The sequence below is a fragment of the Arthrobacter globiformis genome (genome assembly GCF_003261175.1).
Lineage (GTDB): Bacteria > Actinomycetota > Actinomycetes > Actinomycetales > Micrococcaceae > Arthrobacter > Arthrobacter globiformis_A.
Genome location: NZ_QLNP01000068.1, coordinates 53177 through 67015, shown reverse-complemented (window position 1 = coordinate 67015; position 13839 = coordinate 53177). Strand labels below are relative to the sequence as shown.

The 13839-nt window shown below is 67.4% G+C and carries 11 protein-coding genes; 6 read left to right on the top strand and 5 right to left on the bottom strand.

From position 1 onward, the window contains the following. Positions 1–5 precede the first annotated feature (5 nt). The 3 genes from ftsR (at position 6) to DBZ45_RS09545 (ending at position 2077) form a co-directional block, all read left to right on the top strand. A complete protein-coding gene (ftsR, locus tag DBZ45_RS09555) occupies positions 6–722 on the top strand; it encodes a transcriptional regulator FtsR (protein ID WP_043418625.1) in 717 nt (238 codons plus the stop codon). Beyond that, positions 722–1228 (top strand): bifunctional nuclease family protein, encoded by a 507-nt coding sequence (locus DBZ45_RS09550; RefSeq protein WP_102973947.1) that lies wholly within the window; start codon positions 722–724, stop codon positions 1226–1228. The genes ftsR and DBZ45_RS09550 overlap by 1 nt, the downstream gene beginning before the upstream one ends. A 252-nt stretch (positions 1229–1480) precedes the next feature. Continuing rightward, the gene (locus DBZ45_RS09545; RefSeq protein WP_003801807.1) at positions 1481–2077 is read left to right on the top strand and encodes a MerR family transcriptional regulator; all 597 of its coding nucleotides are present in this window, start codon (positions 1481–1483) and stop codon (positions 2075–2077) included. Positions 2078–2167: 90 nt separating this feature from the next. Here DBZ45_RS09545 and DBZ45_RS09540 read toward each other — a convergent pair whose 3' ends face one another. Beyond that, a complete protein-coding gene (locus DBZ45_RS09540) occupies positions 2168–2989 on the bottom strand; it encodes a ParA family protein (protein WP_111903682.1) in 822 nt (273 codons plus the stop codon). A 367-nt stretch (positions 2990–3356) separates the two neighbouring features. Between DBZ45_RS09540 and DBZ45_RS09535 the strand changes: the two genes are divergently transcribed. After that, entirely contained in the window at positions 3357–6752 is a 3396-nt protein-coding gene (locus DBZ45_RS09535; protein ID WP_111903681.1) for a pyruvate carboxylase, read from the top strand. 213 nt (positions 6753–6965) lie between these two features. Further along, complete coding sequence (locus DBZ45_RS09530; protein ID WP_111903680.1) at positions 6966–8312, top strand: MinD/ParA family ATP-binding protein; 1347 nt, start codon at positions 6966–6968, stop codon at positions 8310–8312. A gap of 16 nt (positions 8313–8328) precedes the next feature. Here DBZ45_RS09530 and DBZ45_RS09525 read toward each other — a convergent pair whose 3' ends face one another. Beyond that, positions 8329–10149: an AMP-dependent synthetase/ligase gene (locus DBZ45_RS09525; protein WP_111903679.1), complete on the bottom strand. Its 1821-nt coding sequence runs from the start codon at positions 10147–10149 to the stop codon at positions 8329–8331. Positions 10150–10343: 194 nt separating this feature from the next. Between DBZ45_RS09525 and DBZ45_RS09520 the strand changes: the two genes are divergently transcribed. Next, positions 10344–11489, top strand: coding sequence for an ROK family glucokinase (locus tag DBZ45_RS09520; RefSeq protein ID WP_223256999.1), 1146 nt, complete (start codon positions 10344–10346; stop codon positions 11487–11489). A gap of 8 nt (positions 11490–11497) precedes the next feature. Here the strand turns inward: DBZ45_RS09520 and DBZ45_RS09515 are convergent, their stop codons facing one another. The 3 genes from DBZ45_RS09515 to DBZ45_RS09505 are packed head-to-tail and all read right to left on the bottom strand — an operon-like array spanning position 11498 to position 13780. Continuing rightward, entirely contained in the window at positions 11498–12190 is a 693-nt protein-coding gene (locus DBZ45_RS09515) for a GlsB/YeaQ/YmgE family stress response membrane protein (protein ID WP_111903678.1), read from the bottom strand. Then, positions 12183–12995 (bottom strand): alpha/beta hydrolase, encoded by an 813-nt coding sequence (locus DBZ45_RS09510; protein WP_111903677.1) that lies wholly within the window; start codon positions 12993–12995, stop codon positions 12183–12185. The genes DBZ45_RS09515 and DBZ45_RS09510 overlap by 8 nt, the downstream gene beginning before the upstream one ends. Further along, positions 12992–13780, bottom strand: a complete 789-nt coding sequence (locus tag DBZ45_RS09505) for an alpha/beta hydrolase (RefSeq protein ID WP_111903676.1) — start codon at positions 13778–13780, stop codon at positions 12992–12994. The genes DBZ45_RS09510 and DBZ45_RS09505 overlap by 4 nt, the downstream gene beginning before the upstream one ends. Positions 13781–13839 lie beyond the last annotated feature (59 nt).

The following is a 13839-nucleotide window of genomic DNA, read 5'->3' as shown; positions in this document are numbered from 1 at the left end:
TGGCAATGGCACAACCGGAGCGCCGGGGACCACTGGTCCTGAACATCGGGGAAGTGCTCGCTCAGTTGAGCGACGACTTTCCGAGCATGACGGCGTCGAAAATCAGGTTCCTTGAGGAAAAAGGGCTCATCAACCCCCGGCGTACACCCGCGGGCTACCGGCAGTACTCGGACAGCGACGTCGAACGGCTGCGCTTCGTCCTGTCGCTTCAGCGCGACCAGTATCTGCCGCTCAAGGTCATTAAGGATTACCTCGACGCCATCGACCGGGGCGAGCGGCCCGAGAACCTCCCGCCCGGAGTCACGGTGTCCCCGCGGATCGTCTCTGACGAGCTCGCCGCGGAACTGCAGAACAAGGCGCGCAGGCTCAGCGAGGAGCAGCTGCGCGCGGAGTCGGGGGCCAGCGTGCCGCTTCTGCAGTCCCTCCTCAGCTTCGGACTCATCGGGCACACGGACGGCAAATTCGACGAGCACGCCCTCCAGGTGGCCCGTGCCTGCGTCCAGTTGGAGAGCCACGGCCTGGAGCCCCGGCACCTCCGCCCCTTCCAGGCTGCCGCGGAGCGCGAGTTCGGACTCGTGGAACGCGCTGTGGCCACCCTGACCTCACGCAGGGACGCCGCCTCACAGGCCCGCGCGGCGGAAGCCGCCAGGGAAATCAGCGACCTCTGCCTCACCCTGCACCGGGCCCTTGTCCAGGACCGTATCTCGCGGATGGAAATCTGATGATCGAAGTCGAGATTGTGGGCGTCCGCATCGAATTGCCCTCAAACCAGCCCCTGGTCCTGCTCCGCGAGATGCACGGGGAACGGCACGTTCCCATCTGGATCGGGACGCCCGAGGCAAGCGCCATCGCGCTGGCACAGCAGGGCGTGGTGCCGCCCCGGCCCATGACCCACGACCTGCTCGTGGACGTGGTGGAGACGCTTGGCCATTCCGTGGTCAGCGTGAACATCGTGGCCGTGGAGGACAACATCTTTTACGGCCAGCTGCAGTTCGACAACGGGGCCACTGTGAGCTCCAGGGCATCCGACGCCCTGGCCATCGCGCTGCGCGCCAAATGCCGGATCTGGTGCGCTGACTCCGTCATGGACGAGGCCGGCGTGCGCATCACCGAGCACGATGAGGGCGAGGACACGGAGCCCGGCCCTCCCACCGTGGAGGAAGAGCGCGAGCTGCGCAGGTTCCGGGAGTTCCTTGACGACGTCGAGCCCGAGGATTTCGACGGCTAAGGTCACGTTAAGGTTAAAGTTAAGGCTGAAACTTTCGACACGCCCGACCAATCATGCGAACGTCTTTGACCTTGGGCCATGGCAGGCCTAACGTCGAAGGTACCAAGTTCCCATTGCATACGACAGCGGCGCAAGTCACACTGGAAAGTGCTACTCCGGCCGAATTACAAGCGTGAATTTCATCCGGACTTCATGCGCGTAGCAGCTGTTGCGGCAACTTCCCCAGGGGAGCTCATGACAAGGAGGATCCACGTGAGTCCGAAAGGCGAAGCAGGCGAGCTGAAGCAACCCTCGACGGCCGGCGTTGCCGTGCCCGCAAGCGGTGCTCAGGGCCTTCTCTTCACTGAGGATCTCCCGGTTCTGGATGAGGACGCCGGCTACCGCGGCCCCACTGCCTGCAAGGCCGCCGGCATCACCTACCGGCAGCTCGACTACTGGGCCCGCACCGGCCTGGTGGAGCCTGCAGTCCGTGGCGCAGCCGGCTCCGGTTCCCAGCGGCTGTATGGGTTCCGCGACATCCTGGTCCTGAAAGTCGTCAAGCGGCTGCTGGACACCGGCGTATCGCTGCAGCAGATCCGCAGTGCCGTGGAGCACCTCCGTGAACGGGGTGTCGAGGACCTGGCCCAGATCACCCTCATGAGCGACGGCGCCAGCGTCTACGAATGCACCTCCGCGGACGAGGTTATCGATCTCGTGCAGGGCGGCCAGGGCGTGTTCGGCATCGCCGTGGGCCGCGTGTGGCGCGAAGTCGAGGGGAGCCTCGCCTCGCTGCCCAGCGAGCATGCCGGCGAACAGACGTTCCCGGACGACGAACTCAGCAAGCGCCGCGCGGCCCGCAAGATCGGCTAGCGGCGCCAGCCACGAGAATACGCAAAAGGCCGCCTCCCGTCGGGGAGGCGGCCTTCTGCATGCGGCAGGGCCCGGTAACCGGGGCCGCGCTTACCGGGCGCTGCGGCTGCGGCTGGTCTTGTTGCTGGCGAGGAGATTTCCCAGCAGCGTGTCGTAGAGGCCGGCCGCGGTCTTCGCGGAGTCCCCGGGCCAGTGGTGGACGGAGTGCGCCGCACCCTGGATCTGCTGCCAGTTGGCCTGTTCCGGGATGTGCGGAGCCAGCAGGAGGTCGCCGAACATGGCCTGCATTTCGGCAAGCCGGAACGCGTGCTCGGAGGATCCGGAGCGCACGCGGTTGGCCACGATGCCGGCGGGGGACAGGTTCGGCGCGAATTCCTGCCGGAAAAGCTGGATGGCCCGCATGGTGCGCTCAGTGCCGGCCACGGAGAAGAGCCCGGGCTCGGCCACCAGCGCCACCTTGTTGCTGGCCGACCAGGCCATGCGGGTCAGGCCGTTCAGGGACGGCGGGCAGTCCACCAGGACGAGTTCATAGGCATCCGCGCCGGACAGCACCGCGGACAGCCTGCGCAAATCGCGCTTGCCGAGGTCCGGCCGGTCGTAGATACCGGTGTACGCGGACCCGACGGCGACATCGAGCACCGCCGGACCGGAACCGTTGACGGCTGCCCGGCTGATCCAGCCGCTGGGCACGACGTTCTCGGCGATCTTGGCCTTGCGCGGATTCTTCAGCATCCTGCCGATGTCCAGCTTGTCGCTGGGCTGCACGCCGAGGGCTGTGCTGGCGTCGGCATGGGGATCGAGGTCCACTACGAGGGTTGGGATGCCTGCGGCCAGTGCCGCAGACGCCAGTCCGGTTGTAACGGATGTCTTGCCGACACCGCCCTTGAGGCTGCTGATGCTGACTACTTGCACTTGAGAGACCAATACCTAACGCCGGTTGCCGTGTTGGGGTACTTTCCGTTCCGGTGCTGCCGGAACCGGGGCAGGCTTCCGCCGCCCCATTCATCATATGTTGACCTCGGCCGGAATCCCTTCTTCTGCGGATCCGGGCATGCCTCCCCGGCCGGCCCGACGCCGTCGTCCTTGGGAATGGGCGACGAAGACCGAAACGGCGACGGTCCGGCAGCAGCAAAACAGCAGTAATTACGGGACGGCGGTGAATATGGTCCTGAGATGACGGATAATTCTGTGACGGTAGACACAATGATTTGTGTTTCGTCCGGCCCGTCTTACACACTGTGACCACTCACCGATACACCCGCAATGATGCAGGAGAAGTATGTTTTCCAAGATTCTGGTGGCCAACCGCGGAGAAATCGCAATCCGGGCTTTCCGCGCCGGCTACGAACTGGGCGCCAAGACAGTCGCCGTGTTCCCCAACGAGGACCGCAACTCGATCCACCGCCAGAAGGCCGATGAGGCGTATCTGATCGGCGAAGAGGGCCACCCAGTCCGCGCCTACCTGGACGTAGACGAAGTGGTGCGCGTGGCGAAGGAGTCCGGGGCGGACGCCATCTACCCCGGCTACGGCTTCCTCTCCGAGAACCCGGACCTGGCGCGTGCCGCAAAGGCCGCGGGCATCACCTTCGTGGGTCCGCCCGCGGAGGTCCTGGAACTCGCCGGCAACAAGGTGGCCGCACTGGAGGCCGCCCGCAAGGCAGGCGTCCCCGTGCTGAAGTCGAGCGCGCCGTCGAAGGACCTTGACGAACTGATCGCTGCTGCGGATGAGATCGGCTTCCCCATTTTCGCCAAGGCTGTGGCCGGCGGCGGCGGGCGCGGCATGCGCCGCGTCGACACCCGCGAAGCCCTGCCGGAGGCGCTGCAGTCCGCTATGCGCGAGGCCGACGCCGCCTTCGGTGACCCCACCATGTTCCTTGAGCAGGCGGTGCTGCGCCCGCGCCACATCGAGGTCCAGATCCTGGCTGACGCCGAGGGCAACGTCATGCACCTCTTCGAGCGTGACTGTTCCATCCAGCGCCGCCACCAGAAGGTTATCGAGATCGCCCCGGCCCCCAACCTGGACGAAGGCATCCGCCAGGCCCTGTACCGGGACGCGGTGAAGTTCGCCAAGGCCCTGAATTACGTCAACGCGGGAACGGTCGAGTTCCTGGTGGATACCGTGGGCGAACGCGCCGGCCAGCACGTCTTCATCGAAATGAACCCCCGCATCCAGGTGGAGCACACGGTTACGGAAGAGGTCACCGACGTCGACCTCGTCCAGTCGCAGATGCGCATTGCCGCGGGTGAGACCCTGGCTGACCTTGGGCTTTCCCAGGAGACCGTTCACCTCAAGGGTGCCGCGCTGCAGAGCCGCATCACCACCGAGGACCCGGCCAACGGCTTCCGGCCCGACGTCGGAAAGATCACGGGATACCGCTCCGCCGGCGGTGCCGGTGTAAGGCTCGACGGCGGCACCGTCTACTCGGGTGCCGAAATCAGCCCGCACTTCGACTCCATGCTGGTGAAGCTCACCTGCCGCGGCCGGGACTACCCCTCCGCCGTCGCCAGGGCGCGCCGGGCGCTGGCGGAGTTCCGCATCCGCGGTGTCTCCACGAACATCTCCTTCCTGCAGGCCGTCCTTGACGACGCCGACTTCATCGCCGGCAACGTGGCCACGTCCTTCATCGACGAACGCCCCGAACTGCTGAAGTCTCGCGTCTCCGCCGACCGCGGCACGAAGCTGCTGACCTGGCTGGCCGAGGTCACCGTGAACAAGCCGAACGGCGAACTTCCGGTCCGCACCGACCCCGCAGACAAGCTCCCGGCCGTCGCCGGCGCCGAGGCACGCCCCGGCTCCCGCCAGCGGCTGCTGGAACTCGGACCGGAGGGCTTCGCCAAGGCGCTGCGCGAGCAGAAAGCCGTCGCCGTCACCGACACCACCTTCCGCGACGCCCACCAGTCACTCCTGGCCACCCGCGTCCGCACCAGGGATCTGCTGGCCGCCGCGCCCGCGGTCTCCACCCTCCTGCCGGAACTGCTCTCGGTTGAGGCCTGGGGCGGTGCCACCTACGACGTCGCGCTGCGGTTCCTCGGCGAGGACCCCTGGGACCGGCTTGCCGCGCTGCGCAAGGCCCTGCCGAACGTCTGCCTGCAGATGCTGCTCCGCGGCCGGAACACCGTGGGCTATACCCCGTACCCCGAGGAAGTGACCGAGGCCTTCGTCAACGAGGCAGCGGCCACCGGCATCGACATCTTCCGCATCTTCGATGCACTGAACGACGTCAGCCAGATGGCGCCGGCCATCCGCGCAGTCCGGGCCACCGGCACCGCCGTCGCCGAGGTGGCACTTTGCTACACCGGCGACATGCTGGACCCGAGCGAGACGCTCTACACACTGGACTACTACCTTGGCCTGGCGGACAAGATTGTCGAAGCGGGCGCCCACATCCTCGCCATCAAGGACATGGCAGGCCTGCTGCGTCCGGCAGCCGCCGCGAAGCTCGTCTCGGCGCTGCGGGAACGCTTTGACCTTCCGGTCCACCTGCACACCCACGACACCGCAGGCGGCCAGCTCGCCACCCTGCTCTCGGCAGTCGATGCAGGCGTCGACGCCGTGGATGTCGCCTCGGCATCCCTCGCCGGCACCACCAGCCAGCCGTCGGCGTCGGCCCTGGTTGCGGCCCTGGCCCACACTGAACGCGACACCGGCCTCAGCCTGGCAGCGGTCAGCTCACTTGAGCCGTACTGGGAGGCCGTCCGCAGGGTCTACGCCCCGTTCGAATCGGGCCTGCCGGGTCCGACAGGCCGCGTGTACCAGCACGAAATCCCGGGCGGGCAGCTGTCAAACCTCCGCCAGCAGGCCATCGCGCTTGGCCTGGGCGAGCGCTTCGAGGCGATCGAGGACATGTACACCGCTGCCGACCGGATCCTGGGCCACCTGGTCAAGGTGACCCCGTCGTCGAAGGTGGTGGGCGACCTTGCCCTGCACCTCGTGGGCCTGAACGCAGACCCGGCCGACTTCAACGAGAACCCGCAGAACTACGACATCCCCGACTCCGTTATCGGATTCCTGTCCGGCGAGCTGGGCGATCCTCCGGGAGGCTGGCCGGAACCGTTCCGCACCAAGGCCCTCCAGGGCCGGAGCGTCAAGGTGCGCGACGCCGAGCTGAGCGCTGAGGACAGCGCAGCGCTCCGCGGCGACTCGAAGACCCGCCAGCAGACGCTGAACCGGCTGCTCTTCGCCGGTCCGACCAAGGACTACCTCAAGAGCCGGGAGACGTACGGCGACGTTTCGGTGCTGGACACCCGCGACTACCTGTACGGCCTGCAGCGCGGTGAAGAGCACGTGATCCAGCTCGAAAAGGGTGTGCGCCTCATCGCGTCCCTGGAAGCTGTGTCGGAGCCGGACGAGAAGGGCATGCGCACGGTCATGTGCACGCTCAACGGCCAGTCCCGCCCGGTCTCGGTGCGCGACAAGTCCGTGGTCAGCAACGTGAAGACGGCGGAGAAGGCTGACGCGTCCGTGCCGGGCCACGTCGCCGCTCCCTTCGCTGGCGCCGTGACGGTCACCGTCGAGGCGGGCGACACCGTCAAGGCCGGCGACACCATTGCCACCATCGAGGCGATGAAGATGGAGGCCTCCATCACGACGCCGGTGGGCGGCAAGGTGACGCGGCTGGCCATTTCCGCTGTGGAACAGGTTCAGGGCGGTGACCTGCTGATCGTTGTTGAATGAAACGGCGGTCGAAAAGACGGCTGCTGAGCACTTGACTGGCGGCTGGATCGCCGCTGAATAGCCTGCAGGGCGGCCGGCGGCCGCCCTGCAGGTAGGGTGGTAGACAGAAAATAAGGTTGTGGGGGACGGCGCCAAGCCGCCCCCACAGCCGTTTCCGAACCACACTGGCTGCCGTAACCCAACCGGCAGCCGGCACGAAACAGAGCGGAAGCCATGACGCAGACCAATACGCCCAAGCCCGGGCCGCGCCCCGACCGGAGGCCTTCAATCTCACAAGGCAGCGTCGCCGACGTTGCGGCGGAGCCCCTGACCGGTCCCGGCGGGGTGGTTCCGGCGGGCGCGGCGGACGTAGCGGTGACCAGTGTGGTGGCACCGGCCGGGGACATCAGTGTGGTGACCGTTTCCGACGCCCAGGACCGCACCTCTGCCGGATCGCTCCCGGCAGTCGGCGGCGTGGTGCAGCAGGGGACGGTTACGTCGGCCCTGCCCGTTGTGACCGCCGGCCCCGGTGGAGCCATCGCGGAGCACCAGGACCTAGCTGACACAGCGGCCGCCGTTGCACCGGTTCCCGCGCCAGTTGATGAAGGTGAAGAGGTGAAGGACCTCCCCGGGCGCCGTGAACGGCCCGAGGGACCGGAGCCCGCTGCTGCCCTGACCGCTGACCGTCTCCTGACCAGGGCCGCAGCCGCCCCGGTGTCGGGCTGGCGCCGCTGGCTGTACCAGGCAACCCTGGGCTACGTGAACCTCGGCGACTCCGACCAAGTCCGCATCCAGCGGGCCATGGAGCACCGCATCGCCATGCGGCTGGGGGAGCGGACCCGGTACGTGCCGGTGCTCTCGCGCAAGGGCGGAGTGGGCAAGACCACCGTCACAACCCTGCTCGGCATGGTGCTGGCTGAGCTGCGTGAGGACCGGGTCATCGCGATGGATGCGAATCCGGACCGGGGCACTCTGTCAGACCGGTCGCCGGGCAGGGCTGATTTCACGGCCCGCCAGCTGGTGAAGGACAGGTTCACGGTCGACTCGTTCGCGCAGCTGTCCAACTACACGGCACGGGACGGTTCGCGCCTCGATGTGCTTGCCTCGGACACCGACCCCATGGTGGCCCACGCCTTCGACGACGCCGACTACCGCGCCGTTACGGATATCCTGGGCCGGTATTACTCGATCGTGCTCACCGATTCAGGCACCGGCATGGTGCACTCCGTCATGAAGGGCACGCTGGAGAAGGCCGATGCCGTGGTGCTCGTTTCCGGCGGCAGCGTGGATGAGGCCCGGCTGGCGTCCGAAACGCTGTCCTGGCTTGAAGCCCACGGCCGCCAGGACCTCGTCGCCAAGGCAACGGTGGTCATCAACATGGCTGCCGGAAACCGCACGCTGGTCAACATCGACGAAATCGAGCAGCACTTCCTGTCCCGGGTGAAGAACGTGGTGCGGATTCCGCATGACAGGCACCTGGCGGAAGGTTCGCGGATCCGCCTGGGCCAGCTGAAGCCGGCAACCCGCGCCGCAGCCGTGGAGCTGGCCGCGCTGGTGGTGGACGAGCTGCAGCAGGACTAGGCGGATCAAGCCCTGGCTAGGCGCGGGTGGGCTTCGGCGACTTGTACATGTCGTCGATCACGCCCTCGAAGTCCTTCATGACCTGCGCGCGCTTGACCTTCATGGACGGGGTGAGGTGGCCGGAGGCTTCGGTGAAATCGCTCGGCACGATCCGGAATGACTTGATGGCCTCCGCCTGCGAAACCGACTGGTTGGCCTGGTTGATGAGCTCCTGCACGGCGGCCTTGACCTCGGCATGTCCGGCGGCGTCGCTCAGGTTCGTGTCCGCCGGCAGGCCGTGGCGCTGCAGCCAGCCCGGGAGTGCTTCCTCATCCAGCGTCACGAGGGCGCCGATGAACGGGCGGTTGTCACCCACAACGAGTACCTGTGACACCAGCGCATCAGCCCGGATCTGGTCCTCGAGCAGCGCGGGAACCACGTTCTTGCCGCCGGCAGTGACTATGATTTCCTTTTTGCGGCCGGTAATCAGCAGGTAGCCGTCGTCGTCGAGCTGGCCGATGTCACCGGTGCGGAACCAGCCATCAGCGAACGACTCCTCTGTGAGGTCGGACCGCTGGTAGTACCCCCGCATGACGCAGGAGCCCTTGACGAGGATCTCGCCGTCGTCGGCAATCCGAACGCTGTTGCCCGGAATCGGGGCACCGACCGTCCCGATCTTGATCCGCTCCGGCGTATTGACGCTGACGGGGGCCGTGGTTTCGGTGAGGCCGTAGCCCTCCAGGATCTGCAGGCCGATGCCCTGGAAGAAGTGGCCCAGCCGCTCGCCGAGCGGGCCGCCGCCGGACACGGCATGTGCCACCTCCCCGCCCATGGCGGCGCGGAGTTTGCCGTAGACGAGCTTGTCGAAGATCGCGTGCCTGATCTTCAGGCCCAGGCCGATACTTCCGGCCTGCCGTGCGCGGGAGTAGGCGATGGCTGTGTCGGCGGCCTTGTGGAAGATCGCGCCCTTGCCGCCGTCTTCGGCCTTGGTGAGGGCCGAGTTGTACACCTTTTCGAACACGCGCGGCACAGCAAGGATGAACGTCGGCTTGTAGCTCTGCAGGTCGGGCAGCAGGTGCTTGATGTCGGGGGTGTGCGCCACGGTAACGCCGGCGGCGACGGCCAGGACCGAGATGAAGCGTGCGAAGACATGTGCCAGCGGCAGGAACATGATGGTGCGCGACTGCTCATGGACTACGCCGCTCAGCGAGGTGGCGAGGGCGTTCTCTGACAGCTCCACAAAGTTTCCGTGGGTCAGTTCGCAGCCCTTGGGACGGCCGGTGGTGCCCGAGGTGTAGATGATGGTGGCGAGGTCGCTGAGCCCGGCGGAGCGCCGCCGGGCGTCGAGTTCGTCGTCGCTGACGGCAGCACCGGCCGCACGCACGGCGTCGAGGCCGTCCCCCTCCAGCTGCCACACATGGGTCAGTGCCGTGAGGCCTTCGGTGGCAGCGGCCTGCCGGATGATGTTCTCGTGGTGGTCCGATTCGCCGAATGCAGCGACGGCGCCGGAGTCACCCAGGTTCCAGGCGACCTGGGAGGGCGATGACGTTTCGTAGATGGGAACGGAAACGCCACCTGCGAACCAGATGGCGAAGTCGATGAGTGCCCACTCGTAACGGGTACGCGACATGATGCCCACGCGGTCGCCCGCACCGACACCATTGGCGATGAGCCCCTTGGCGAGAGCGGACACGTCGGCCACAAATTCCTTGGCCCGAATGTCCTGCCACTGGCCGGCAGGGTCGAGGCGCGAAAACAGGGCAGGGTTGGATGCCTTGGCTGCCTGGCGCAGAACAAGGTCCGTGATATTACTGTCCAGGGGGACGTTCGCCAAGGGCGGAACGCTGAATTCGCGCACGTTAGCTCCTTTGATATCCGTTGGCCGCAGCGGGTAGTCCTAACCTTAGTACGTCACCTGGCCGGGGCCGGCAGATCGTGGTTACCCGTCGGTAACTTTACGGCTAAAGGGTACGCGCCGCCAGTGGGCAGGACGTGCGGTTCGGGTGTCCCACCTGCGACGACGCTCTGGGGCGACACCTAGAATGGGGGACTATGCAGCCCTCCGCGCCCAACGAGCAGCCAGCCCCGCCCCTAGACTCCGTCCGGAGCAGCCAGCCCGGGGGATGGGCGTCCCGGCGCGCGGAGCCGCGGCACTCCGTGTCACGGCGACCGGCCCCGGGGTACGGGGGCCACCTGGCTGGCCGCCGCCTCTTCCGGCAGCAACTGCGGCTGGGGCGCCGGGGACTTGCCATCGGCATCGACATCGGCGGCACCAAGGTTGCCGCCGGCGTGGTGGACGCCGAGGGCCGCATCCTGCGCGAGGCGCGGCGGTCCACGCCGGGAAGCGACCCGCGTGCGGTGGAGCGCGTCATCGTGGAACTGGTTGAGGAATTGAGCGCCGGTACCCGGATACGGTCCGTGGGCATTGGTGCCGCCGGCTGGATGGATCTCGACGGCGGCACGGTGCTGTTCAGCCCGCATCTCGCCTGGCGGAACGAACCGCTGCGGGAGAACCTGCAGCACCTGCTGCGGCGCCCCGTGATGCTGGTTAACGACGCCGATGCTGCGGCCTGGGCCGAATGGCGCTTCGGTGCCGGGCAGGGGCAGGACCGGCTGGTCTGCATCACCCTTGGCACCGGCATCGGCGGAGCCATGGTGATGGACGGGCGCGTCGAGCGCGGCAGGTTTGGTGTGGCGGGGGAGTTCGGCCACCAGATCATCATGCCCGGCGGCCACCGGTGCGAGTGCGGCAACCGCGGCTGCTGGGAACAGTATGCCTCAGGCAACGCCCTCGGCCGGGAGGCCCGGGAACTGGCGATGGCGAATTCGCCGGTGGCGCAGGAGCTTCTCAAAGCGGTCGACGGAAGCGCCGGCCGCATCACGGGGGCCACGGTGACGGAACTGGCCATCGCCGGCGACGCCGCCTCCCGGGAGCTCCTTGAGGACGTCGGGAACTGGCTCGGTCTGGGGCTGGCGAACCTTGCCGCCGCCCTCGATCCGGGGAAGTTCGTGATTGGCGGCGGTCTGTGCGCGGCCGGCGAACTGCTGGTGGCTCCGGCGCGCAAGGCCTTCGCCCGCAACCTCACCGGCCGCGGTTTCCGTCCTGCCGCAGAAATAGACCTGGCCGCCCTTGGGCCAAATGCCGGCCTGATCGGGGCTGCCGACCTGTCCCGGGCCAGCAGCCGCACGCACCGCTGACGGAAGCGTCAGACCCGGGCGCCGTCGTCGTTCTCGTCCTTCTCCTGCGGCAGCTTCATGATCAGGTACACCACAGCCCCGATGAAGGCGGCCACCATGCCGAGGATTGCCAGCAGCGGCGCGGAGCGCCAGAACATCGACGACAGGACCAGGGCAACCGGAGCGCCGACGGCGCCCAGCCAGGCGAGCATCGTCAGCGGGTCCGTCGCCGAAAGCTTGGGCGGCTCCTCCGGCACGAACTCACCGTCGTCGTCCTCGACGCTGTAGTCGCGCGGGTCCCCGGCGCCGGGGGGAACGTCAGGCTGTCCAGACCGGTCGGCCTTCTCCTGGCCTGTTGCCTTCTCCTGGTCGGCGGCCTGCTGCCGCTCGGCGGCTGACAGTTCCCGGGGCGCCCGTGGCGCCAGGCCCAGCGGATCGAAGTCGGTGAAGCGTCTTGCCGCGCTTCCCGGACCGGAACCGGCGTCCGGCTCTTCTGCCCGTGCGGAGCCGGCGTCGTCGGCTCGGTTGTCGCTGGGAGCTGCGCTGTGCCGGGGACCGCCGTGATGGCGCGGGGACTTGGTGGGTCGGGGTTCCCCGTCGCCTGGGGCGACGTCCGCATCCGGAGCCGGGCTGTCGCCCTGGAGCCTGGCCACCAGGTCGAGCCAGACGGCGTCATCCTGGTTGGCACTCGGATCGGATGCATTCGAATCGGGCCTATTCATCGGTCGCGCCCTTCTGGCTGGCTGTCGCGGAGTCGGCGGATCCCCGGTGGCCGTCCGCCACCACGGACTGGATGAAGTCCACCGAGCCGCTGAAGATCTGGTCGGCATCGTGGTCCAGCGTGGCCACGTGGTAACTGTTGTGGAGGCGTGTGAGCTGCAGCGGGGCGTGGATGAGCCCGTGCCGCAGGGCCGTGATGCTGGTATCGGACACAACGTGGTCCACCGTGGAGCGGAACACGCAGACCGGCGCTGTGATGCGAGGCAGCAGCCGGACCGTGTCCTTGAACATCTTATTGAGTTCGTGGGCGGCTGCCACAGGGGTACGGGAATATGCGCCCTCGTCGACGCCCTGCTTCCGGATGTCGTTGGCTATTGCCGGCGTGCTCTTGAGGACCAGCTTGAGGATCCCGGCCAGCGGGGCCCGGCGGTCATCAATGACAAGGCCGGGGTTGACCACGATGGCTCCGGCGACGGGCCTGGTCGCGGCGATGCGCAGTGCCAGGGCGCCGCCCATGGACAGGCCCGCCGCGAAGACAAGGTCGCATTCGGACTCGAGTTCAAGGTAAGCGGCGTCCATCGCGTCGTGCCACTGCGGCCAGCGGTTGCGGGCCAGCTCCTGCCAGGTGGTGCCGTGGCCCGGCAGCAGCGGCATCCTGACGGCAAAGCCGGCATCGGCAAACGACTGGGCCCACGAACGCAGGCTGTGCGGGCTGCCGGTGAACCCGTGGGACAGGGCGATGCCGATGGACGGCCCCTCGCCGGAGAAGGCGCTGCTGAACGGGCTGTGATCGGGAACTGTGGTCATGACTTCTCCGACGGTATGTGGCTTCGGGAATGCAGCTGGAAAAACCGCGCCGAGGACTCGAAAATTTCCTGGGCGTCCGTGTCCAGCGTAGCCACGTGACCGCTGTTCCTGAGCAGCACCACGTCGAGGGCCGCCGAACCGAGGCGCCTCCGGATCAGGCTTAGCGAAGTCGGGGGTACCACTGCGTCATTGGCCGACTTGAAGACCAGCACCGGGGCAGTGATCCGCGGGAGGCCGCGGACGGCGGCAGCGAACAGCCTCTTCAGCTGGTGGACCGCCGCCAGCGGCGTGAGCGAGTAGTCGCCGTCGTCCGTGGGGGCCGCCGTCGGATTTTCCTCCGCCATGGGCACGGTGGTTCGCTGGATGTACTTCAGCAGGCCAATGATCCGGACGCGCCGGTCGTAAAAGGTCAGGCCCGGATTGACGACGGCGACGCCCGCCACGTTGTGGCGGGCTGCGGTGAGCAGGGCGATGGCGCCGCCCATGGAGAGGCCTGCCACGTAGCATTCATCGGTCCTGGCCGCCAGCTCCAGGTACGCCTGTTCGAAGGCGCCGTGCCACTCCCGCCATCCTGTCCTGGCCAGTTCCTGCCAGCTCGTGCCATGCCCGGGGAGCAGCGGAACGGTGACGGCGAAGCCGCGCCCCGCCAGGTATTCAGCCCACGGCAGGATGCTGAGGGGACTGCCGGTGAAGCCGTGCGAAATCGCGATTCCGATGCGCGCATTGGCTCCGTGTCCCGCGTAGCTGAAAGCGGCGGGCCTTGGGCGGTCGCTGCTTTCTGTCATGAATCCATCGTGTCACTGTTCCGGACAATTCTCACTAGAGTAGGGTTGCATTGCAGTGC

Bases quoted from the DNA above. Each gene is read 5' to 3' on its own strand.
- ftsR (WP_043418625.1), top strand. From the start codon at position 6: ATGGCACAACCGGAGCGCCGGGGACCACTGGTCCTGAACATCGGGGAA.
- DBZ45_RS09550 (WP_102973947.1), top strand. From the start codon at position 722: ATGATCGAAGTCGAGATTGTGGGCGTCCGCATCGAATTGCCCTCAAAC.
- DBZ45_RS09535 (WP_111903681.1), top strand. From the start codon at position 3,357: ATGTTTTCCAAGATTCTGGTGGCCAACCGCGGAGAAATCGCAATCCGG.
- DBZ45_RS09530 (WP_111903680.1), top strand. From the start codon at position 6,966: ATGACGCAGACCAATACGCCCAAGCCCGGGCCGCGCCCCGACCGGAGG.
- DBZ45_RS09520 (WP_223256999.1), top strand. From the start codon at position 10,344: ATGCAGCCCTCCGCGCCCAACGAGCAGCCAGCCCCGCCCCTAGACTCC.
- DBZ45_RS09515 (WP_111903678.1), bottom strand. From the start codon at position 12,190: ATGAATAGGCCCGATTCGAATGCATCCGATCCGAGTGCCAACCAGGAT.
- DBZ45_RS09510 (WP_111903677.1), bottom strand. From the start codon at position 12,995: ATGACCACAGTTCCCGATCACAGCCCGTTCAGCAGCGCCTTCTCCGGC.
- DBZ45_RS09505 (WP_111903676.1), bottom strand. From the start codon at position 13,780: ATGACAGAAAGCAGCGACCGCCCAAGGCCCGCCGCTTTCAGCTACGCG.